The sequence below is a fragment of the Micromonospora sp. NPDC049048 genome (assembly GCF_043197615.1).
Lineage (GTDB): Bacteria > Actinomycetota > Actinomycetes > Mycobacteriales > Micromonosporaceae > Micromonospora.
Genome location: NZ_JBICTM010000001.1, coordinates 572,865 through 593,399, shown reverse-complemented (window position 1 = coordinate 593,399; position 20,535 = coordinate 572,865). Strand labels below are relative to the sequence as shown.

Annotated in this window: 18 protein-coding genes; 4 read left to right on the top strand and 14 right to left on the bottom strand. The window is 73.9% G+C overall.

Annotated features, from left to right (window positions below):
• Nucleotides 1–10 precede the first annotated feature (10 nt).
• From ACGFIG_RS02865 to ACGFIG_RS02850, 4 genes are all read right to left on the bottom strand, one after another.
• On the bottom strand, nt 11–1,102 hold the full coding sequence (locus ACGFIG_RS02865; RefSeq protein WP_392998510.1) for an alpha/beta fold hydrolase: 1,092 nt from the start codon (nt 1,100–1,102) through the stop codon (nt 11–13).
• On the bottom strand, nt 1,099–2,217 hold the full coding sequence (gene alr, locus ACGFIG_RS02860; protein ID WP_392998508.1) for an alanine racemase: 1,119 nt from the start codon (nt 2,215–2,217) through the stop codon (nt 1,099–1,101). Before alr ends, ACGFIG_RS02865 begins: the two co-directional genes overlap by 4 nt.
• A 134-nt stretch (nt 2,218–2,351) precedes the next feature.
• The gene (locus ACGFIG_RS02855; RefSeq protein WP_392998506.1) at nt 2,352–3,821 is read right to left on the bottom strand and encodes an NAD(P)H-hydrate dehydratase; all 1,470 of its coding nucleotides are present in this window, start codon (nt 3,819–3,821) and stop codon (nt 2,352–2,354) included.
• A gap of 51 nt (nt 3,822–3,872) precedes the next feature.
• Entirely contained in the window at nt 3,873–4,241 is a 369-nt protein-coding gene (locus tag ACGFIG_RS02850) for a holo-ACP synthase (protein WP_088998407.1), read from the bottom strand.
• 175 nt (nt 4,242–4,416) lie between these two features.
• Between ACGFIG_RS02850 and ACGFIG_RS02845 the strand changes: the two genes are divergently transcribed.
• Both ACGFIG_RS02845 and ACGFIG_RS02840 read left to right on the top strand, forming a co-directional pair.
• Nucleotides 4,417–4,713 (top strand): type VII secretion target, encoded by a 297-nt coding sequence (locus ACGFIG_RS02845; protein WP_392998505.1) that lies wholly within the window; start codon nt 4,417–4,419, stop codon nt 4,711–4,713.
• Nucleotides 4,710–6,560, top strand: coding sequence for an alpha/beta hydrolase (locus tag ACGFIG_RS02840; RefSeq protein WP_392998503.1), 1,851 nt, complete (start codon nt 4,710–4,712; stop codon nt 6,558–6,560). Before ACGFIG_RS02845 ends, ACGFIG_RS02840 begins: the two co-directional genes overlap by 4 nt.
• Before the next feature lie 68 nt (nt 6,561–6,628).
• Here the strand turns inward: ACGFIG_RS02840 and glmS are convergent, their stop codons facing one another.
• The gene (glmS, locus tag ACGFIG_RS02835; protein ID WP_392998501.1) at nt 6,629–8,542 is read right to left on the bottom strand and encodes a glutamine--fructose-6-phosphate transaminase (isomerizing); all 1,914 of its coding nucleotides are present in this window, start codon (nt 8,540–8,542) and stop codon (nt 6,629–6,631) included.
• 226 nt (nt 8,543–8,768) lie between these two features.
• On the opposite strand from glmS, the gene ACGFIG_RS02830 reads away from it, so the two are divergent.
• Both ACGFIG_RS02830 and ACGFIG_RS02825 read left to right on the top strand, forming a co-directional pair.
• On the top strand, nt 8,769–9,215 hold the full coding sequence (locus tag ACGFIG_RS02830) for an MmpS family transport accessory protein (protein ID WP_392998499.1): 447 nt from the start codon (nt 8,769–8,771) through the stop codon (nt 9,213–9,215).
• 72 nt (nt 9,216–9,287) lie between these two features.
• A complete protein-coding gene (locus ACGFIG_RS02825) occupies nt 9,288–10,481 on the top strand; it encodes a pyridoxal phosphate-dependent aminotransferase (RefSeq protein ID WP_392998497.1) in 1,194 nt (397 codons plus the stop codon).
• Between the two features lie 56 nt (nt 10,482–10,537).
• Here ACGFIG_RS02825 and ACGFIG_RS02820 read toward each other — a convergent pair whose 3' ends face one another.
• The 9 genes from ACGFIG_RS02820 to ACGFIG_RS02780 all read right to left on the bottom strand — a co-directional run bounded on the left by ACGFIG_RS02820 (nt 10,538) and on the right by ACGFIG_RS02780 (nt 20,495).
• A complete protein-coding gene (locus ACGFIG_RS02820) occupies nt 10,538–12,052 on the bottom strand; it encodes a WD40 repeat domain-containing protein (protein ID WP_392998495.1) in 1,515 nt (504 codons plus the stop codon).
• 3 nt (nt 12,053–12,055) lie between these two features.
• Nucleotides 12,056–15,016: a DUF4407 domain-containing protein gene (locus tag ACGFIG_RS02815; RefSeq protein WP_392998493.1), complete on the bottom strand. Its 2,961-nt coding sequence runs from the start codon at nt 15,014–15,016 to the stop codon at nt 12,056–12,058.
• 34 nt (nt 15,017–15,050) lie between these two features.
• Nucleotides 15,051–15,626: a hypothetical protein gene (locus ACGFIG_RS02810; protein WP_392998491.1), complete on the bottom strand. Its 576-nt coding sequence runs from the start codon at nt 15,624–15,626 to the stop codon at nt 15,051–15,053.
• A gap of 234 nt (nt 15,627–15,860) precedes the next feature.
• Nucleotides 15,861–17,213: a phosphoglucosamine mutase gene (gene glmM, locus ACGFIG_RS02805; RefSeq protein ID WP_392998489.1), complete on the bottom strand. Its 1,353-nt coding sequence runs from the start codon at nt 17,211–17,213 to the stop codon at nt 15,861–15,863.
• 109 nt (nt 17,214–17,322) lie between these two features.
• Nucleotides 17,323–17,787, bottom strand: coding sequence for a 30S ribosomal protein S9 (gene rpsI, locus ACGFIG_RS02800; protein WP_088647409.1), 465 nt, complete (start codon nt 17,785–17,787; stop codon nt 17,323–17,325).
• Nucleotides 17,788–17,807: 20 nt separating this feature from the next.
• Nucleotides 17,808–18,251 (bottom strand): 50S ribosomal protein L13, encoded by a 444-nt coding sequence (rplM, locus tag ACGFIG_RS02795; RefSeq protein WP_154941857.1) that lies wholly within the window; start codon nt 18,249–18,251, stop codon nt 17,808–17,810.
• Nucleotides 18,252–18,443: 192 nt separating this feature from the next.
• Nucleotides 18,444–19,829: an MFS transporter gene (locus ACGFIG_RS02790; protein WP_392998487.1), complete on the bottom strand. Its 1,386-nt coding sequence runs from the start codon at nt 19,827–19,829 to the stop codon at nt 18,444–18,446.
• A gap of 125 nt (nt 19,830–19,954) precedes the next feature.
• Nucleotides 19,955–20,248 carry a hypothetical protein gene (locus ACGFIG_RS02785; protein WP_392998485.1) on the bottom strand — a complete coding sequence of 98 codons (294 nt, stop codon included), beginning with the start codon at nt 20,246–20,248 and terminating at the stop codon, nt 19,955–19,957.
• Nucleotides 20,238–20,495, bottom strand: coding sequence for a DUF6364 family protein (locus ACGFIG_RS02780; protein ID WP_088998395.1), 258 nt, complete (start codon nt 20,493–20,495; stop codon nt 20,238–20,240). The genes ACGFIG_RS02785 and ACGFIG_RS02780 overlap by 11 nt, the downstream gene beginning before the upstream one ends.
• Nucleotides 20,496–20,535 lie beyond the last annotated feature (40 nt).

The following is a 20,535-nucleotide window of genomic DNA, read 5'->3' as shown; positions in this document are numbered from 1 at the left end:
TCCCCCCGGCTCACAGCGCCTCCAGGAACCGCAGCAGTGCCGCGTTGACCTCGTCGGCGTGCTCCAGCATCACCACGTGCCCGCTGTCGGAGATCTTGACGAACTCGGCGTGCGGCAGCCGCCGGACGATCTCCTCGGAGTGCGTCACGGGGGTGATCATGTCCTTGTCGCCGACGACCACCAGCACGGGGGTGTCCGCCAGCGCGGCGAGGGCCGGGAACCGCGAGTGCGTGGCCAGCGTGCGCAGGTAGCGGGTCACCGTGTCGGCCGACGTGCGGGAGTTCATCGTCTCGACGTACGACACCAGGGCCGAGCTGGGGTGGCGGGTGCCGAAGCCGTACCTGCGGGTGAGCAGCCAGGCCACGTTGGTGGTGGACCTGCGGGCCCGGTCGATCACCGGGCCGCCGTAGCGGGTGACGTTGCCGACCATGTAGAGCACCGGCGTGCCGACGCGGCCGAGCAGGGCGGGCGCCACCAGCTTGGTCTCGGCGAGCAGACCGCCCGAGGTGGCCATCAGCACGGTGCCCACGACCCGGTCGCCGAACAGCTCCGGAAAGAGCTCGGCGAAGGCCATGATGGTCATCCCGCCCATCGAGTGGCCGACCAGCACCAGCGGCCCCTCCGGGGCGGCGCGGTCGATCACCTCGCGCAGCGTCCGGCCGAGCGCGGTGAGGTCGTACTCGCCGGTCTCCAGCCGCCCCGACCGGCCGTGCCCCGGCTGGTCGTACGCGACGATCCGGTGCTCGCCCTGCTCGGCGAGCAGCTTGCGCTGGAAGTGGAAGGTGCCCATGTCCAGGCAGAAGCCGTGCACCAGCACCACGGTCGGGTTGCCGGGGCGGGGGCGGGTCGGCTCCACCACCTCGACGTGGATGTCGGTGCCGTCGGGCATCTCCAGCCGGAAGGACTCGTCGTACCGCTGCTCGTCGAAGACCTCGCCCGCGTACGGGTCGGTGGGGTCCGCCTTGAGCTTGCGGACCAGGGCGCGTTCGGTGGCGACGCCGGCCGCGAGCCCGGCGGCCGCGACCCCGACGGCGGCCAGCGCGCCGACGGCCGCCCTGGCGTGCCCGGTACGCGGCAGCGGGATGCGGGAGCGGGCTGTCACGGGCGCTCGCCGTCGTAGACGCGTGGCACCCGGCTGCCGCCGAACCGGGTGACGATCTCGTAGTTGATGGTGCCGGCCGCCTCGGCCCAGTCGTCGGCGGTGGGCCCGCCGTCGGCGCCGGTGCCGAAGAGGGTGACCACGTCACCGGCGGCCACCGGGTCGTCGCCGCAGTCGAGCACGAACTGGTCCATGCAGACCCGGCCCGAGATCGTGCGGCGCTTGCCGCCGAGCTGCACGGGGCCGCTGTTCGAGGCGTGCCGGGGCACCCCGTCGGCGTAGCCGAGCGGCACCACCGCGAGGTTGGCCTCCCGCTCGGTGGTGTAGGTGTGCGCGTACGACACGCCGGAGCCGGCCGGGACGCGCTTGGCGAGCATCACCCGGGCGCGGGCGGTCATCGCCGGGCGCAGGTCGTAGCGCTCGCCGGCCACCGGGGAGAGGCCGTAGACGGCCAGCCCGGGGCGGACCAGGTCGAAGTGGGTGTCGGGCCGGGTCAGCGTGGCGGCCGAGTTGGCCAGGTGCCGGTAGCGCGGCCGAAGGCCGGCCTGCTCGGCCATGCCGATCCCCTCGTGGAAGACGGCGATCTGGCGGTCGATGGTCGGGTGGCCGGGCGAGTCCGCGTAGACGAAGTGGCTCCACACCCCGACCACCTCGACCAGGCCGTCGGCCTGCGCCTTGGCGGCGGCGTCGAGCAGGGCCGGCCAGTCGGCGACGGTCGCGCCGCCCCGGGCCAACCCGGTGTCGATCTTGAGGTGCAGCCGGGCCGGCCGGCCGGCGGCGCGGCCCGCCTGGACCATCTCGTCGAGCTGGGGCAGGCTGGCGACGCCGAGGTCGATCCCGGCGGCGACGCCCTCGTGCAGCGGCAGCCCCGGCGCGAGGAGCCAGGCCAGCACCGGCACGCCGATCCCGGCCCGGCGCAGCGTGAGCGCCTCGTCCAGGGTGCAGACCCCCAGCCAGTCGGCCCCGCCGTCGAGGGCGGCGCGGGCGGCCGGGATCATGCCGTGGCCGTAGCCGTCGGCCTTCACCACCGCCATCAGCTCGGCGCTGGTGCCGGCCCTCAGCCGGCTCACGTTCTCGCGGATCGCGTCCAGGTCCACGCGCACCTCGGCCTGCCACATGCCCCCAGCCTACTTTCACCGCCGATCGCCCCGGCCGAGGCCAGCGCAGTCGACGCGGCCGAGGCAGGAGGCGGGTCCGCTGAGCGGTGCCGACAGTGGCAGGAGGTGCCGCCGGTTCTGCCGGGGCCAGCGGGTCAGCCGAGACGGGCGATGACCGGGCGGAGCGCGTCGGCCACGTCCGGGGCCGTCACCGGCCCGCCCCGGGCCGCCTCCCGGCCGGCCAGCCCGTGCAGGTACGCGGCGGCGGTCGCCGCCCGCTCCGCAGGCAGACCGGCCGCGAGCAACGAGCCGAGCAACCCGGCCAGCACGTCGCCGGTGCCCCCGGTGGCCAGCACGGGGGTGCCGGTCGGGTTCACGTACGCCCGGCCGTCCGGCGTGCCGATCACCGTACGGTCGCCCTTGAGCAGCACCACCGCGTTCATCCAGGCGGCCAGCCGCAGCGTGGCGGCGACCCGGTCGGCGCCCGGCTCCTCCCCGCAGAGCCGGGCGAACTCCCGGTCGTGCGGCGTGACCACGATCGGGGCGTCCCGCTTGCGCAGCCGGTCGGCGAGCGAGCCGTCGACCAGCAGGGTCAGCGCGTCTGCGTCGAGCACCACGGGCACCGGGGCGGCGAGCACCGCCCGCAGCTCCCCGGCGGCCTCCTCGCCGGTGCCCAGACCGGAGCCGCAGACCCACGCCTGCACCCGCCCGGCGTCGGCGACCCGACCGGTCGCGATCACCGACGGGTGCCGACGCAGCACGTCGGCCCGGGCCGAGCCGGCGTAGCGGACCAGGCCGGTCGGGCCGGCCAGCGCCCCGGCCACGGAGAGCACGGCCGCGCCGGGGTAGGTCGCCGAGCCGGTCGCGACGCCCACCACGCCCCGGGTGTACTTCTCGGAGGCCGGGCCGAGCCGGGGCCACCAGTCGGCGACGTCCGACCACTCGGTCACGCCCAGCGCCGGACTGCCCCGCAGCCACGGCTCCAGCCCGATGTCGACCAGCTCCACCTCGCCGGCCAGCGCGGCGGCCGGACCCACCACCAGGGCGGGCTTCAGCCCACCGAAGGTCACCGTCACGTCGGCCCGTACCGCGCTCGGGCGGCCGGAGGCGGTCAGCGGCACGTGCCCGGTGTCGACCGCTACCCCGCTGGGCACGTCCACGGCGACCACGGCGGCCGGTTCGCCGTCGCGCCCGTGGTGCCGCACGAGGCTGGCGGCGAGCTGGTCGGCGGTGTCCCGCAGCCCGCCGCGCCCGCCGATACCGACGATGCCGTCCAGCACCAGGTCGACGGTTCCCGGCGGCCGGTCGACGATCCGCCCGCCCGCGGCCCGCAGCGCGGCCAGCCCCTCCGCGTGCGCCCGGCCGGGGGTCAGCAGCAGCGCCGACACGGCCGCGCCCCGCCGGGCCAGGTGCGCGCCGGCGTAGAGCGTGTCGCCGCCGTTGTCGCCGGAGCCGACCAGCAACAGCACCGGCGCCGCGTAGACGCCGCCCCGGTCGGCGAGCAGCAGCGCGCAGCGGCGGGCCAGCCCGGCCGCCGCGCGCTTCATGAGGGTCCCGGCGGGCAGCGTGGCCATCAGGCCCGCCTCCGCCGCGCGTACGTCCGCGACCCGCCACACCGATCTCATGCCACCCCGTTTCGTCCGATCCCCGGCGTGCCGCGAGCCGGCACGCCCCGGTCACCGTTCCGCGACCACCATCGCCGAGGCGATCCCGCCGTCGTGGGACAACGAGAGATGCCAGCGGTTGACCCCGCGCTCGGTGGCCGCCGCCGCGACCGTGCCGGAGACGGTCAGCCAGGGGCGACCGTCCGGGTCCGGCACGATCTCGCAGTCGTGCCAGCTCAGGCCGGCCGGGGCGCCGAGCGCCTTGGCGACCGCCTCCTTGGCCGCGAAGCGGGCGGCCAGCGACTCGGGCGAGCGCGGGTTGCCGGAGCGGGTGCGGCGCTCGGCCTCCGTGAAGAGCCGGTCGGCGAGCAGCGGTGTCCGTGCCAGGGCCTTGGCGAACCGCTCGACGAGGACGACGTCGATGCCGACAGCGACGATCACCCGCTCACCCTACCGGCGCGGGCGGCCGCAGATTAGCCGTCGGTTCGGCGCGGGGCAACGCCTGTGGACGACGGGACGTACGCCGGAAGGGCCGTCGTCCACAGGCCGCGCGCGGGGATGTGGACGACGCCTAACGTCGCGCCCGTCGATGTTTCCGCGAGGCGGGGGGCCGAGGATGACCGAGGAGCCGTTGACCGTACGACCCGACGCGCTGCGCCGGGCCGCGCGTGGGCTCGACGACGACGCGTACCGGCTGGCGCACGGGCTGGCCGGGGTGCCGGGGCTGGTGGTGTCCGCTGCGCAGTGGTCGACCGGGGCGGCGCTGACGGGGTTGGAGTCGGCCGTGCACGCCTGGTTCGGCGGGCTCGGTGCCCGGGTGGCCGGTACGGCCGGGGCGGTCCGGGCCGCCGCCGAGGCGTACGAGGCGGTGGACGACCGGGCGGCCGGACGGCTCACCGTACTGCCCCGGTGACCACGCCCCCGGCGACGGGCCGCCCGGCGCGGCCGGCGGGCCGGACAGCTCCGACGCGGCCGGCCGGACGTCCGGCGCACCCCGCCGACCGCGCGACGGACGTCGGCTACCGGCAGCTGTGGGCGGCCGACCCCGGCGCGTGGCGGGCCGCCGGGGTCGCCTGGCGGGGGCTGACCGGCCCGGCGGCGCGCCGGTCCGACGAGTTGGCCGCCGGCGCCGCGCTGCTGCGGGGCGGCTGGTCGGGCGGGGCGGCCGACGCCGCCGGCACCCGGCTCGCGGCGCTGCGTGCCGAACTGGCCGCCCTCTCCCCCGCCCTGATCGAGGCCGACCAGGTGCTGGCCGAGTTCGCCGGCCGGCTGGGTGCCGCCAAGGCCCGGCTCGCCGCCGCCGTGGCCCGCGCCGAGGCGGCCGGGCTGGGGGTCGACCGGCAGGGCCGGGTCACCGCCGGCCCCGCCCGCGCCCCGGCGACCGCCCTGGCCGGGACGGGCAGCACCGGGACGAACGCGCCCGGCACGGGTGGCACCGGCGCGGGCGGATCGGGGGCGGGCGGAGCTGGCGGGTCCGGATCGGGCGCGCACGGGTCCGGGGCGGGCGGCGCGGGTGGGGCCGGGGCAGGCGCGGACGGGGCGGGCGTGGCCGGGGCGGGCGTGGCCGGGGCGGGCGCGGCGATCCGGGCGGCCCTGGTGCTGGCCACGGCGGCCGACCGGGAAGCTGCGGCGCGGCTGGACGCGCTGGCCGACGCCGCCCGCGTGGGCTGGGCCGACGCGCCACCGCCCGGCCGCCCGGGGCCCGGCGCCGACCCGGGCGCGGTGCGGGCGTGGTGGGCCCGGCTCACCTCCGCGCAGCGCCGGTGGCTGGTCGCGCACGAGCCGGAACTGGTCGGCCGCCTCGACGGGGTGCCGGTGGCCGCCCGCGACCAGGCCAACCGGCTGCTGCTCGAAGCGCGGCGGGAGGAACTGCTGGCCGCGCGGCGACGCCTGCTGGAGCGGGTGCCGCGCGGGCCGGTCGAGCTGGCCGGGCTGGCGCGGGTCGGGAAGTCCCTGGCGGGGCTGGACGCGCTGACCGCCCGCCTGACCGGCGACGAGCAGCCCCGGGCCTACCTGCTGGGGCTGGGCACGGCGGGCGAGGGGCGGGCGGTGGTGGCACTGGGCAACCCGGACCGCTCGGCCCGGGTGCTGACCTACGTGCCCGGGATGACCTCCGGCCTGCACGACGTGCCCGACGAGCTGGGGCGGGCGGCCCGGGTGCTGTCCCGTTGCGCCACGCTCGCCCCCGAGCAGGAGGCCGCCGCGGTGCTCTGGCTGGACTACGACGCCCCCGACTTCCTGCACGAGGCGGCCTGGCCCGGCCAGGCCCGGGACGCCGGCCCCGCGCTGCACCGGTTCCAGGAGGGGCTGCGGACGACCCACGACGACCCACCGGGCCGGCAGACCGTACTCGGGCACAGCTACGGCTCGCTGGTGGTCGGCACGGCCGCCCGCGACCACGGGCTGGCTGCCGACGCCCTGGTCTTCGTCGGCTCGCCGGGGGTGGGCGTCACGCACGCGGGCGAGCTGGGCCTGCCGCCCGGGCAGGTCTGGGCGAGCACCGCGCCGGACGACGTGATCCGGTGGGCCCGGTCGCCGGACGAGTTGGCCCGCCGTGCCCTGCTGGGCGCGTCGCCGGTCGGTCCGGCGATCGGGGCGCTGCTCGGCGCGCCGGAGCGCGAGCTGTGGTTCGGGCAGGACCCGTCGCACCCGGGCTTCGGCGGGCGTACGTTCCCCAGCGGTCGGCACGGGCACACCGGCTACTGGGCGGCCGACAACCCGGCCCTCGACGGAATGGCCCGGGTGGTGCTCGGCCGGTGACCCGCGTACGCACCGGGCCCCCGCCCACCGGTGCGGCGGACGGGGGCCCGGTGGCGGGGCGGCCGGACCTACTCGACCGTGACCGACTTCGCCAGGTTGCGGGGCTGGTCCACGTCGTGCCCCCGGGCGGCGGCGATCTCGGCCGCCATGACCTGCAACGGCACGGTGGTGACCAGCGGCGCGAGCAGCGTCGGCGTACGCGGCACGTAGATCAGGTGGTCGGCGTAGCGGACGACCGCCTCGTCGCCCTCCTCCGCGATCACGATCGTCCGGGCGCCGCGCGCCCGCACCTCCTGGATGTTGGAGACGACCTTGTCGTGCAGCATCCCCCGGCCGACCGGGGACGGCACGATGCAGATCACCGGGGTTCCCTTGTCGATCAGCGCGATCGGGCCGTGCTTCAGCTCACCGGCGGCGAAGCCCTCGGCGTGCATGTACGCCAGCTCCTTGAGCTTGAGCGCGCCCTCCAGGGCCACCGGGTAGCCCACGTGCCGGCCGATGAAGAGCACAGTCGGCTCGGACTTCAGGTCGCGGGCGAGCTCGCGGACGGGCTCGATCCGGTCCAGCAGCTCACGCAGCTTGCCCGGCATCTGGTGGAGCTGTTCCACCACGGCGGCCACCTCGTCGGCGAACTTGATGCCGCGCACCTGGGCCAGGTGCAGGCCGATCAGGTAGCAGGCGACGAGCTGGGTGAGGAACGCCTTGGTGGACGCGACGGCGATCTCGGGCCCGCCGTGGGTGTAGAGGACCGCGTCGGACTCGCGGGGGATGGTGGAGCCGTTCGTGTTGCAGATGGCCAGCACGCGGGCCTTCTGCTCCTTCGCGTGCCGCAGCGCCATCAGGGTGTCCATCGTCTCGCCGGACTGCGAGATCACCACGATCAGCGTGGACCGGTCGAGCACCGGGTCGCGGTAGCGGAACTCGCTGGCCAGCTCCACCTCGCACGGGATCCGGGTCCAGTGCTCGATGGCGTACTTGGCGACGAGACCGGAGTGGTACGCGGTGCCGCAGGCGACGATGAAGATCTTGTCGACGTCGCGCAGGTCCTGGTCGCTGAGGCGGACCTCGTCGAGCATGATCTCGCCGGTCTCGGTGAGCCGGCCGAGCAGCGTGTCGGCGATGGCCTGCGGCTGCTCCTCGATCTCCTTGAGCATGAACCAGTCGTAGCCGCCCTTCTCGGCGGCCGAGGAGTCCCAGTCGATGTGGAAGTCCTTGCCGCTGGCGGGCTGGCCGGCGAAGTCGGTGATCTCGATGGTGTCGCCGGTGATGAGGACGATCTGGTCCTGGCCGAGTTCCACCGCCTCCCGGGTGTGCTCGATGAACGCGGCCACGTCGCTGGCGAGGTAGTTCTCCCCGTCGCCGCGCCCGACCACCAGCGGCGAGTTGCGCCGGGCGCCGACCACCGCGCCGGGCACCGCGGCATCGACGGCGAGCAGCGTGAACGCGCCCTCCAGCCGCTGACAGACCACCCGCATGCCGGCGGCGAGCAGCTGCGGCCCGTCGGGGTGGCCGGCGGCGCGCAGGTCGGCGAGCGCGGCGGAGAGCAGGTGCGCCGCGCACTCGGTGTCGGTGTCGCTGGTGAACTGCACGCCGTCGGCCTCCAGCTCGGCGCGCAGCTTCGCGAAGTTCTCGATGATGCCGTTGTGGATCACGGCGACGCGGCCGTCGGGGGCCAGGTGCGGGTGGGCGTTGCGGTCGGTCGGGCCGCCGTGGGTGGCCCAGCGGGTGTGCCCGATGCCGGTGGTGCCGTCCCCGATGCCGATCGGGCTGGCCGCGCAGGACGTGGGATCCTCGGCGGCCCGTTCGGAGAGCACCTTCTCCAGGTTGGCCAGCTTGCCGGCCTTCTTCTCGGTCAGCAGTACGCCGTCGCAGACGATGGCGACGCCGGCCGAGTCGTAGCCGCGGTATTCCAGCCGCCGCAGTCCGTCGAGCACGATGCCGAGCGCCGGGCGCGTGCCGGCGTAACCCACGATTCCACACATGTCCCGCAGCCTAACCCAGTTTCACTCATCACGCCTGCGCGAAAGCCGGGCATACGATCACTGAATTTGAGCGAACAGGGCGTACCCGGGCATCGTCCACGGCCTCGGACGCCGGTCGCGACGGCGGCTTCGGCGGGCTGAACCGCCGGATCGGAACGCGGTTGCGTAGAGGGGACACACCCGCCAGACTCTGACCGCCAGACCGCCCCCCACCGCCAGGGAACCGATGTCGACGCCGTCCACGACACCGCATCCGCACGCCCGCCGGCTGCTGCGGACCGCCCGTTCGCTCGCCCTGTTCGCCGCCCTGGCGACGTCGGCCTCCTGCACGGCCGAGGTGCCGCAGGCCGCGCCCCCGGCCTCCGCGCCACCCGCCACCGCGAGCGCCACCCCCGGCCCGACCTGGCCGGCGACCGTCGTCTACGAGGCCACCGGCACCGGGCTGGCCGACATCGAGTACTTCGACGCCGCCGGGCAGTTCCGCCAGCTCAGCGGGAGGAAGCTGCCGTGGCGGCTGAGCTTCGTCAGCGACGGCTCGACGCAGCGGACGGTGGTCGTCACCCAGCGCACCGACGACGCGCCCACGATGGGCTGCCGGGTCACCATCGGCGGCGTGGAGACCGGCCCGCCGAACATCTCGAACGGCGGATGGCGGGCCACCTGCACCGGTTGACGGCCACCCTCTCCTCCGGGCCGCGCCATCCGCGCGGTGCGTCCCGGCGACGGCGGCCCCTAGGCTGACCGAATGACGACGACCGACGATGTCGACCCGCTGGTGGCCCGGATGCGCCCGTTCGGGACGACCATCTTCGCCGAGATGTCCGCCCTCGCCGTGCGCACCGGCGCGGTCAACCTCGGGCAGGGCTTCCCCGACACCGACGGGCCGCCGGAGATGCTCGCCGCCGCGGCGGAGGCGCTGCGCTCGGGGCAGAACCAGTACCCGCCGGGTCCGGGCGTCCCGGCGCTGCGCGCGGCGGTGGCCGCGCACCAGCGCCGATTCTGGGGCCTGGAGTACGACCCGGACGGCGAGATCGTGGTGACGGCGGGCGCCACCGAGGCGATCGCCGCCGCCATCCTCGGGCTCTGCGAGCCGGGCGACGAAATCGTCTGCTTCGAGCCCTACTACGACTCGTACGCCGCCTCGATCGCGCTGGCCGGCGCGGTCCGGCGCCCGGTCACGCTGCGCCCCGCCGCCGACGGCCGGTACGCCTTCGACCCGGCCGCCCTGCGCGCCGCGTTCGGCCCGCGCACCCGGCTGGTGCTGCTGAACTCGCCGCACAACCCGACCGGCAAGGTGTTCACCCCCGACGAGCTGACGCTGATCGCCGAGCTGTGCCAGGAGCACGGCGCGTACGCGGTGACCGACGAGGTGTACGAGCACCTGGTCTTCACCGACGCGTCCAGCCCGCACGTCCCGCTGGCCACGCTGCCCGGCATGCGCGAGCGCACCCTGCGCATCTCCTCGGCCGGCAAGACGTTCTCCTGCACCGGCTGGAAGGTCGGCTGGGTGAGCGGCCCAGCGGCGCTGGTGTCGGCGGTGCTGCGGGTGAAGCAGTTCCTCACCTTCGTCAACGCCGCGCCGCTCCAGCCGGCGGTCGCGGTGGCCCTGGCCCTGCCGGACGACTACTTCACGGGTTTCCGCGACGGCATGCAGGCCCGCCGCGACCAGCTCGTCGGCGGGCTGACCGACGCCGGGTTCGGGGTGCTCGCGCCGGAGGGCACCTACTTCGTCACCGCCGACGTCACCGGGCTCGGCGGCCGGGACGGGGTGGAGTTCTGCCGGTCGCTGCCCGAGCGGTGCGGCGTGGTGGCCGTCCCGACGCAGGTCTTCTACGACGACGTGGAGGCCGGCCGGCACCTGATCCGCTTCGCCTTCTGCAAGCGCCCGGAGGTGCTGACCGAGGCGGTCGACCGGCTGCGCCGCCTGGCAACCGGCTGACCCGGAGCACGGGCGTCGCGGCGCCTCCCGGGGTCGGCACCCCGGCGTCGGCCGGTTCAGCCGAGCAGACGGGTGAGGAACTCCCACAGGGCGCCCGCCCCCACGGCGGCGACGATCGCGGGCAGCGCACACCCGAGGCCGCGGCGGGGCGGTGGCTCCGCTGGTTCGACAGCGGAGGCGAGACTCCTTCTCGGCCGGCCGCTCGGACCCGGCGCTATGTCCGTGCGGGGCCGCGCGTCGGCTTCGCCACGTCGGACCTGGGGCTCGCCGCGGACCACCAGTTGTCCCCGCTCATCCGTGAGGGCGATGCCCAGACCGTCCAGGCATACCGCATGCACCCGCTGCCAGTCCAGATCGGTCAGCACGCTCTCGCCGCGACGCCCCGGCAGCAGGACGCCCTCGACCATCGTCACCGGGCGGCCGAACCCGTCCCGGAACGGATGGCGTCCGACCGGCCCGTCGTTGTGGCTGCCGGTCACCATCAGGCGGCCGTCGGCCGAGCAGCCGGCCACGTCGATCCAGCCGGCGTCTCCGGCGAGCACCCTGGTCCTGTCCGGCCGGTCGGCGTGCCGCTCGACGATGCGACCGTGCTCGCCGGTAACCAGCAGCCGGCCGGTGCCGGGCACCGCCGCGCACGCCCGCAGCGGCCCCACCTCCTGTAGCAGCACCTCGGACCGCGGGTACCAGCGCCGCAGCGCGCCGTCCCACCCGGCCGAGACGAGCAGGTGCCGCTCGGGCCACGCGCAGCCGGTCACCCAGTCCCGGTGGCCGGTTAGGGTGGCCTGCTCCCGTCCGGTGTCGAGGTCCCACACCCGGACGGTCCCGTCGCGGCTGGCGCTGGCCAACCGCCTTCCCTCCGGGGCCAGCGCGCAGGCGGTGACCCTGTCCCCGTGACCGCGCAGCGCCGCGAGCTGTTCGCCGGTACGCAGCCTGACCGCCCGGATGGTGTGGTCGGCGGCTGCCACGAAGAGCACCCGCCCGACATGGTTGATCTCCACCGCCCCCGTGAGCACGGCTGCCACCCGGCTGACGGAGATCCGGTCGCCGGACGCCACGTCGAACGTCGTGATCGTGCCGTCGATGGTGGCCGTGACCACCGAACGCCCCTCCGGCGAGAACCGGCATCCCACCACCCAGGAGTCGTGGTCCAGGAGAGCGACCGACTGGGCCGAGCGGACGTCCCAGACACGCACCGTGTGGTCCCAGCTGGCTGTGGCAACCAGGGCTCCGTCACGGGAGAACGTCACGTCGGTGACCCGGGCGACGTGTCCGACCAGGCTGGCGATCCGCCGCTGACGGGACAGGTCCCACAGGTGCGCGGTGCCGTCGCTGGCCGCCCGGACGCGTCGGAACACCGCGGTGAGGTGTCCGTGCCGGTGGGTGTCGAGCTCCCGCACCTGGACCACACCGTCGGCGGCGCCGTGGACGAGGGCCTGTAACCGCTGGCCGGAGTCGTGGCCGAGGTCCAGGTCGGGGAGGATGATGGGCCGGTTGCCGCCCCGGCCCGCCGGGCTGATGAGGAACGGCCACATCGGTCCGTCCGGACGACGGGCAACCGCGTTCGCACTCACCGCTCACTCCCCCACGGTCGTGTCGCGCAGACCCCGGCCGGGAAACTCCCGGTCGAAGCGGGCCAAGCGACGGGTGAAGCACTCCAGTACGCGCAACTTGGCCCGCAGCGACCAGTCGGCCCGCCTGCGCAGCTCCTGGGCGTTGCCCACGAGCTCGGCGTCGCGGGCGATGTCACGGCGCAGGGTGACCAGGCGCTCCTCCAGCACGCCCGAGGCCAGCCAACCCGCACTGGGATCCGTGGCGGCCTGGTGCTGCCAGCCCAGCGAGGCGAAGCCCACGTCGAGTTGCAGCGTGAGTCCGCGCAACAGCTGCTTCGCACCGGTCAACGCGGTCGTCACGCGGTAACGGATCCGGCGGCGGCGGGCGATGCGGAGTCGACGTTTGAGTGCGCCGTGCCCCATGCCGTCGAGCACCTGGAGCAGTCGGTCGGGCAGCAGTCCGGCGAACGGCACATCCACGTTGATCGGGGTACCCGGACCGACCTTCTCCATCAGCGGATAGCCGGGACCCGACCGCTCCCGCACCGCGCCGCTGCCCACGACCGAAACCGGGATCACCCGCAGGCCGGGACTGCCGCCGCCACCGCCAGCCAGCCTCTGGCGGCGGCCTGCCAGCCGACGCATCGCGGGGTAGCGCTCCAGCGCGAGCACCAGCCGTTCCCGGTCCCACGGCCGGCCGGCCGAGTCCGGGGCGTCCTCCAGGCAATCCCACTTGGTCACCACCACCTGGACCGGGCAGTCCGCCCCCTCGGTCCACTGCACGCAGGTCTTGAGCAGGTGGTCGAAGTCGTTGCGCTGCCGCGGATCGTCCTCGCAGTCGCGCAGTCGGACGCCGTCCACGATCAACAGGACGGCATCCGCGGCTCCGACCCGTCGCGCCAACTCCGCCCGGTCGGCCGGACCGATTCCCGTGCCGCGTTCGATGAACTCGCCGGCGTAGTCGAAATAGCGCAGCCGCAGGACAGGAAACTCCTCGTGGTCCACCCGCACCAGGCAGTCGAACTCGTACTCCTGGACCGTGTCCGTGCTGGTGTGTTCGGGCCAGTCGATGCCCGGTGCCCGCACCGCCATCGCATGTCGCGACAGCGCGTCCCGTTGCTCGACGTCCGGGCAGATGATCCGGTAGCCCCGGCCGGGCCGATGCTCGTCGTCCTCCAGCTCAGCGAACATGACCGCCATCAACGTCGTCTTGCCGACCCCCACACCCCCGAGGGTGACCACGTTCATCCGTGGCAGCGAACGGATCGCCCGGCGGACGTGGGTTTCGCGCGGTGTCAGCTCCTCGTCATCGACCGGCCCACCGGAGGCCGCGCCGAACTCCTCCTCCCCCTCCATCCGGTCGGGCGGATCCTCGTGGGGGAGGGTCTCCTCGGCTGCGTACGAGTACGCCGACTCCGACATCGGGAAACCGCGGTCCGACTGGCCGAGTCCGCCCGGCGGATGGGGCAGGTCGGAGGCGGCCCGGGCCCAGTGCCGTTCCAGCTCGTCAACGATGGTGTCGTACTCGGCCGCCCGTCCGGCGGCCGACCTGGCTCGCTCGACGTCGAGGTTTTCCTTCTGGTCCTCCGCCCACCGGTGCGCCCGTGCGGTCTCCTCCAGCGCCAACGCCGAGTACCGCATCTCGCCGAGGTTGAGGCTACGTTGCGTCAACCGTTCGTACGTGGTCGTGCCGGAGTTGAACTTGACCAGAGCCGGAGCCAGGTCCACCAGGATGAACAGCGCCCGTACCGCCCAGATCCCCAACGCCAGGGCGGCGTGCTCAGCCGCCAGCCGGTGCAGCGCCTCGATGCGCTCCAACAGGCCGACAGGCCCGAAATTGTCCTTCTTCTCCTGCACCTCGGCGTCGATGTGCGTCCGTCGCGTCTCGATCCATTTGACGCTCTCGTCGTGGATCTTCCCGGTCAGCTCCTGGAGCTGGCCCGTCAGCGTCGCGGCGCTCTTCGTCAGTTCGTCGAGCCGGTTGAGCTCGGCATAGCGCTCCGCGTCCCCGGTCAGGCGCTTGCAGACGGGCCCGTCACCGTATCGCCCGGTCTGCCCGACGCCGGGCTTGCCCAGGCACTCGTCCTGGGACTTCCTGACGAGGGCATCGTGGTGTTGGCGCAGCGGGGCGAGCGTGGTCCGCAGGTCGACGAGCTGCTGCTGCTTCGAGCTGTACTCGTTCTGCAACGCCGTGATGACCTCGGGCGTCGGCACGACACGCTCGGCGCATTCCTCGCCGTCCCGGCGCGAGGACATTCCGGGTCGGGTCCCGGCAGTGCCGGGCGTCGCCGCTGGAGCCGGGACGGCACCGCCGGCGGGAACCGTGGCCGCCCCCGTCTGGTTTCCGCCTTGCGGAGTCGCGGCGGCCAACGGGTTGCAGTGCTCCCATTGCGCCCGCAACTCGTTGACCTCCATACGGCGCAGATCGTGCACCTTCTCGGTCACGGCACTGTGGAACACCACCAACACCAACGGCTCGGCGACGACGACGCCGAAGATCAGAGCCATGCCCATCCGGATCAGGACCGTCCACAGCTTCCGCAGCCCGCTGCTCGACAGGGGGGTGGCGACCAGCCAGCGGTCGAAGTTCAGGATCAGCAGGAACCACAGCCCCGCCGCAGGCAGTACGGCTCCCGCGCCGGCCTCGGGGAAGGCGATGAAGAGGGCCACCGACATGGAACCGAACGCCATGAGCGCGGTGAAGAGCACGGCACCACCCATGCCGGTGTACCGGGCGCGTTCCTGCGGCACCCAGGCGAGCAGCGTCTCATCGACCCCACAGAAACCACGAAGGAGACGTCCGGCGTCCCACCGGCCCGGTAGCGCAGCGGGTGCCGGCCGGCCGGCGATGCCGGCCAGGGTGGCCCGGTCGTCCACCTCCGGGGCACTGACGCCGCCGGCTGCGGCCGGATCGTCGCGAGGTGCCCCCGGGCCTGGTGCTGCCGGGCCGTCGGAGGAACTGCCCGGCTGGTCGTCTGCGGTCATCGTCCGTCCTTCGGGGCGAGGCCTGGCCTGACGGCTACACGATCGTGACGTGCACGGACACGAGTCGGATCTGCATCCCGGGGACGTCCGGAGGGTTGGCGTGGCACTGCGCTATCAGCCGCTGGTGGATGCGGAAGTACGCCTCGTCCAGGCGGTCCAGGCTCGTGCCCGTCACCAACCAGCGCAACCGCTGGCTCTGGTTGATGAATGCGTCCAACTCGGGAAAGAGGTTCGTGATCCGGAGCCGGGCGACGGTCGCGGCGTCGACGACCCGCGCTCGGAAGCCGACTTTGAGGACACACCTGTCCGCACCTGTCGGCGGCCGGAGCAGCACCTCCACGAAGAGGGTCCGGGGCCGCAGGTCGACCAGGGCGACGCTGCCGGCGTCCACCGGGGCGACAGGATCCGACGTGACACCGATCGGCTCCACGACGTGCCGCCCAGCCACCTCGAACACCCGGACGGTGCCCGGGCGGCGGGCCGGCAGCTCGGCCTCGGCACGGCGGCGCAGCCCGTGCCACGACCGCCCGGCGCGACGCAGGTTGCGTTCGACGAGCACGGGGAACAGGTCCCGTCGCTCCCCGCCCGCATCCCTTCCGGTAGCGATCACGTCGCTGACAGTATGGATGGCGCCCGCAGCGGACAACCTTCCAATGTCGACGGTCGAGCGGTCGTTCGGTGCGGAGCGCTGACGCCTGGGAGACGGCGGATGACCGAACGAGTCCCGTCACGAACCGTTGCGGCTGCGCCGAGGGACCGTTCGCCAGGTACGGGTCCGACGTTACTCACGCCGACCCGTCACACCCGCCCCGACGACCGGACGGCCGCCGGAGCGGGAGGGTGCTCAGGCGGGGCTGGCGACGCGAACCGCGTCGGCGATGCGCTCGGCCGTCTCGCGGGCGGTGTGCTCGGTGGCCGCCTCGACCATGACCCGGACCAGCGGCTCGGTGCCGGAGGGGCGCAGCAGCACCCGGCCGGTCTCGCCCAGCTCCGCCTCGGCCCGCTCGACCTCGGCCCGGACGGCGGGCGCGGCGGCGCCGACCGTACGGTCCCCCACCGGCACGTTGATCAGCACCTGCGGCAGCTTGGTGACCACGGCGGCCAACTCCGCGAGGGACTTCCCGGTGGCGGCGATCCGGGACATCAGGTGCAGCCCCGTCAGCACGCCGTCGCCCGTGGTGGCGTACGCGGGCATCACGATGTGCCCGCTCTGCTCGCCGCCCAGCGCCAGGCCGGACGCGCGCAGTTCCTCCAGCACGTACCGGTCGCCGACCTTGGTCTCGAGCAGTCGGATGCCCTGCGCGGACATGGCCAGCCGCAGGCCGAGGTTGCTCATCACGGTGGCGACCAGGGTGTCGTCGGTGAGGGTGCCGGCCTCCCGCATGGCGAGCGCGAGGATCGCCATCACCTGGTCGCCGTCGACCTCGTCGCCGTCGGCGGTGACCGCCACGCAGCGGTCGGCGTCGCCGTCGTGGGCGATACCCAGGTGCGCGCCGTGCTCGACCACGGCGGCCCGCAGGGCCTCGATGTGGTTGGAGCCGCACTCGTCGTTGATGTTGAGGCCGTCCGGCTCCGCGTAGATGGCGACGACCTCGGCCCCCGCCTCCCGGTACACCACGGGCGCCACCTCGGCCGCCGCGCCGTTGGCGCAGTCGACCACGACCTTGAGCCCGTCGAGGCGGTGCGGCACCGTGCCGATCAGGTGCTGCACGTAGTGGTCGGCGCCGTCGAGCAGGTCGTGCACCCGGCCGACGCCGGCGCCGACCGGCCGCTTCCAGGCGGTGGTGGCGTTGGCTTCCACCGCCGACTCGATCCGCAGCTCGATCTCGTCCGGCAGCTTGTGCCCGCCGGCGGCGAAGAGCTTGATCCCGTTGTCGGGCATCGGGTTGTGCGAGGCGGAGAGCATCACGCCCAGGTCGGCCTTGGTCTCGGCGGTGAGGAACGCCACAGCCGGGGTCGGCAGCACGCCCACCCGGACCACGTTGGCGCCGGCACTCGTGAGCCCGGCCACCACGGCGGCCTCCAGCATCTCGCCGCTGGCCCGGGTGTCCCGCCCGACCACGGCCAACGGGGGATGGCTCCGGTCCGACTCGGCGAGCGTGTGCGCGGCGGCGACCGCCACCGCCAGCGCCAACTCAGGCGTGAGATCCGCGTTCGCCCGCCCGCGTACGCCGTCCGTGCCGAACAACCGGCCCATACCCGCCAACCTCCGATGAAACGGTCCAGGAAAGGCGAACGGCCGGGCCACCTCCCATCGAGGGGAGGCGACCCGGCCGTTCGTCAGAAGTACAACGCGCAGCTGTTGATCAGCGCTTCGAGTACTGGGGAGCCTTACGGGCCTTCTTGAGGCCGTACTTCTTGCTTTCCTTGACCCGGGCGTCCCGGGTGAGGAAGCCGGCCTTCTTCAGCGCCGGGCGGTCGTCCGGCTCGCTGACGATCAGGGCCCGGGCGATGGCCAGCCGGAGCGCGCCGGCCTGGCCGGTGGTGCCGCCGCCACGCAGGTTGGCGATGACGTCGAACGCCTCCGGCTTCTCGGCGGTGACCAGCGGGTCCTTGATGAGCTGCTGGTGCACCTTGCTCGGGAAGTAGGCCTCGAGGTCCCGGCCGTTGCAGGTGATCTTGCCGCTGCCCGGGACGATGCGCACCCGGACGATGGCCTCCTTGCGCCGACCCACGGTCTGGATCGGGCGGTCACCACGCGGCGCGCGGGCGACGGGCGCCGGCGCCTCGGTGGCCTCGGGGGCGACCTCGGTCTCGGTGATGTCGGTCATGCTGTTTCCTTCGCCCGCGCTCACTGCGCGATCTGCTTGATCTCGAACGGCACCGGCTGCTGCGCGCCGTGCGGGTGCTCGGCACCGGCGTAGACCTTCAGCTTCTTGATGAGCTGACGGCCGAGCTTGTTGTGCGGGAGCATGCCCTTGACGGCCAGCTCGATGGCCCGCTCGGGACGCTTGGTCAGCAGCTCGTCGTAGCCGACCTGCTTGAGACCACCCGGGTAACCGGAGTGGCGGTAGGCGATCTTGGTCTGGCGCTTGTTGCCGGTCAGCGCGACCTTGCCCGCGTTCACGATGACGACGAAGTCGCCCGTGTCGACGTGCGGCGCGAAAGTCGGCTTGTGCTTGCCGCGCAGCAGCGTGGCGGCGTGGGTGGCCAGGCGGCCCAGCACGACATCAGAGGCGTCGATGACGTGCCACTGACGCTCGATCTCACCCGGCTTCGGGCTGTACGTACGCACAGGTATACCTTGTCTCGTCGTCGGTCTGGGGTCGCGCGCCGAGGTTACCGGGCGCGCACGAACGACCAAGCGTACCTCAGGCGGCACGCCTCTGGATGTCGTACAACAGCAGGCAACGATACCCGCCGCCCCATCGGCAGGTCAAAACGGGGGTACGCCCCCGCCTGGCCCCCGAAGGATACCCGGCGGTGCTCACACCCCGACTGCCCGGCGTACGCCCGGGCGCAGGTAGACCAGCCAGGTCACCCCGAAGCAGACCGCGTACGCGACGACGAAGGCGACGTACGCCGCGTCCGCGCTGCCCCGGGCCAGGAACGACTGCCGGAAGGCGACGTTCACCAGCAGTCCGCCGCAGGCCCCGACCGCCCCGGCGATACCGATCAGCGAACCGGTCATCCGCCCGGCCCAGCGCCGCGCCGTGGCCTCGTCCCGCCGGCCGGCGGCCACGTCGGCCGCCGCGCGGGCCCGGAAGATCGCCGGGATCATCTTGTACGTCGAGCCGTTGCCGATCCCGCAGAAGACGAAGAGCGACAGGAAGCCGAGCAGGTAGAGCCAGAACGAGCGGTCCCGGGCCGCGAGGAGCACCACGGCGGCGCCGGCCGCCATCGCGACGAAGTTCCAGAAGGTCACCCGGGCCCCGCCGAGGCGGTCCGCGAGGTGGCCGCCGACCGGCCGGACCAGCGACCCGATCAGCGGGCCGAGGAACGTCAGCCAGACGGCGTCGACCGGGGTCGGGAAGCGCTCGGCGAACTGGAGCTGGAGCACCTGGCCGAAGGCGAAGCCGAAACCGATGAAGGAGCCGAAGGTGCCGACGTAGAGCAGCGACACGACCCAGGTGTGCGGGTCGCGGGCGGCCTCGCGCAGCGCGCCGGGCTCGTTGCGCGCCCCCGGGACGTCGTCCAGCCAGCGTGCGGCGGCGAGAGCGGCCAGCACGATCAGCGGCAGGTAGACGGCGGGCACCAGGCGGGGGTACGCGGCGCCCGCCGTCGCCAGCACCGCCAGGCCGACCAGTTGCACCGCCGGCACGCCGAGGTTGCCACCGCCGGCGTTGAGCCCGAGCGCCCGGCCCTTGAGCCGCTGCGGGTAGAAGAGGTTGATGTTCGCCATCGAGGAGGCGAAGTTGCCCCCGCCCACGCCGGTCAGGCAGGCCAGCACCATCAGGGTGGAGTAGGAGACGCCGGGTTCCAGCAGCACCGTCATCGGCACGGCCGGGACGAGCAGCAGCAGCGCGCTGACGATCGTCCACCTACGCCCGCCGAAGCGTGCCACGGCCAGCGTGTAGGGCAGCCGCAGCGCCGCCCCGAGGGCGGCCGGCACCGCGGTGAGCAGGAACTTCCCCGCCGGGTCGATGCCGTACCCGGGGCCGAGGAAGAGCACCGTCACCGACCAGAGGCTCCACACGGAGAAGCCCACGTGCTCGGCGAAGATCGAGACCCAGAGGTTGCGGCGGGCGATCCGCGCCCCCGTCGTACGCCAGAACTCGGGATCCTCGGGGCGCCAGTCGTCGATGCGGCGCCGGCGGCCGGCGGCCGGCGGCGCGACCGGGGCCAGGGGTGTGGTGGGGGCGAGTGCGCTCACGGGCGGCTCCTCCTCGTCGGTGCGACCTGGAGGAACGCTAGGAATCCGGGATTACCCCGCCGTGCCCGTCGCGGGTCGGGACGGCAACGGAGACCGCACCACGGGCGGACGCCGCCGGTGAGATGTCAGAGCTCTTGCAGGATGCGTAGCGCCCGGCCGACCCGGTGCATGGTCTCGGTGTCGGCGACGTCCACGCACTCGGTGAACCACTTCTTCATCGGCGAGGAGAGCCGGTCGGGCATCACCACGTACGCGCCCATCGGCACCGCCAGGGGCGAGTCGCGCAGCAGCGCCTCCTCGACCACCTCGGCCACGATCACGATCGGCACGTCGGTGGAGTTGTAGACGTCGGAGCTGATGACCAGTCCGAGCCGTTCCCGGGCGCCGTCGATGCGCCAGACCTCGCCCCTACGCAGCACGCGGGCGCCCGCCGAAGAGCACGTCGTCGACCATGCCCACCTCGCGGGCGTCGGCGAGGGCGGCGGCTTCGAGGTCGAGACCGGCCCGGCCGACGGCGGCGGCGTGCGCGGTGAAGACCTCGCGCAGCGCCTTCTCGCGGGCCGCCTGGTCCATCCACGCCGACAGGGAGAGCCCCTCGCGCTTCGCGAACCGCCGGGCCTCCTCGATCGTCTCGTCTGAGAACGACAGGGTCACCTTGGCAGTCATGCCGAGCAGACTACCCATCGGTATGACCGGCAGTCATCCC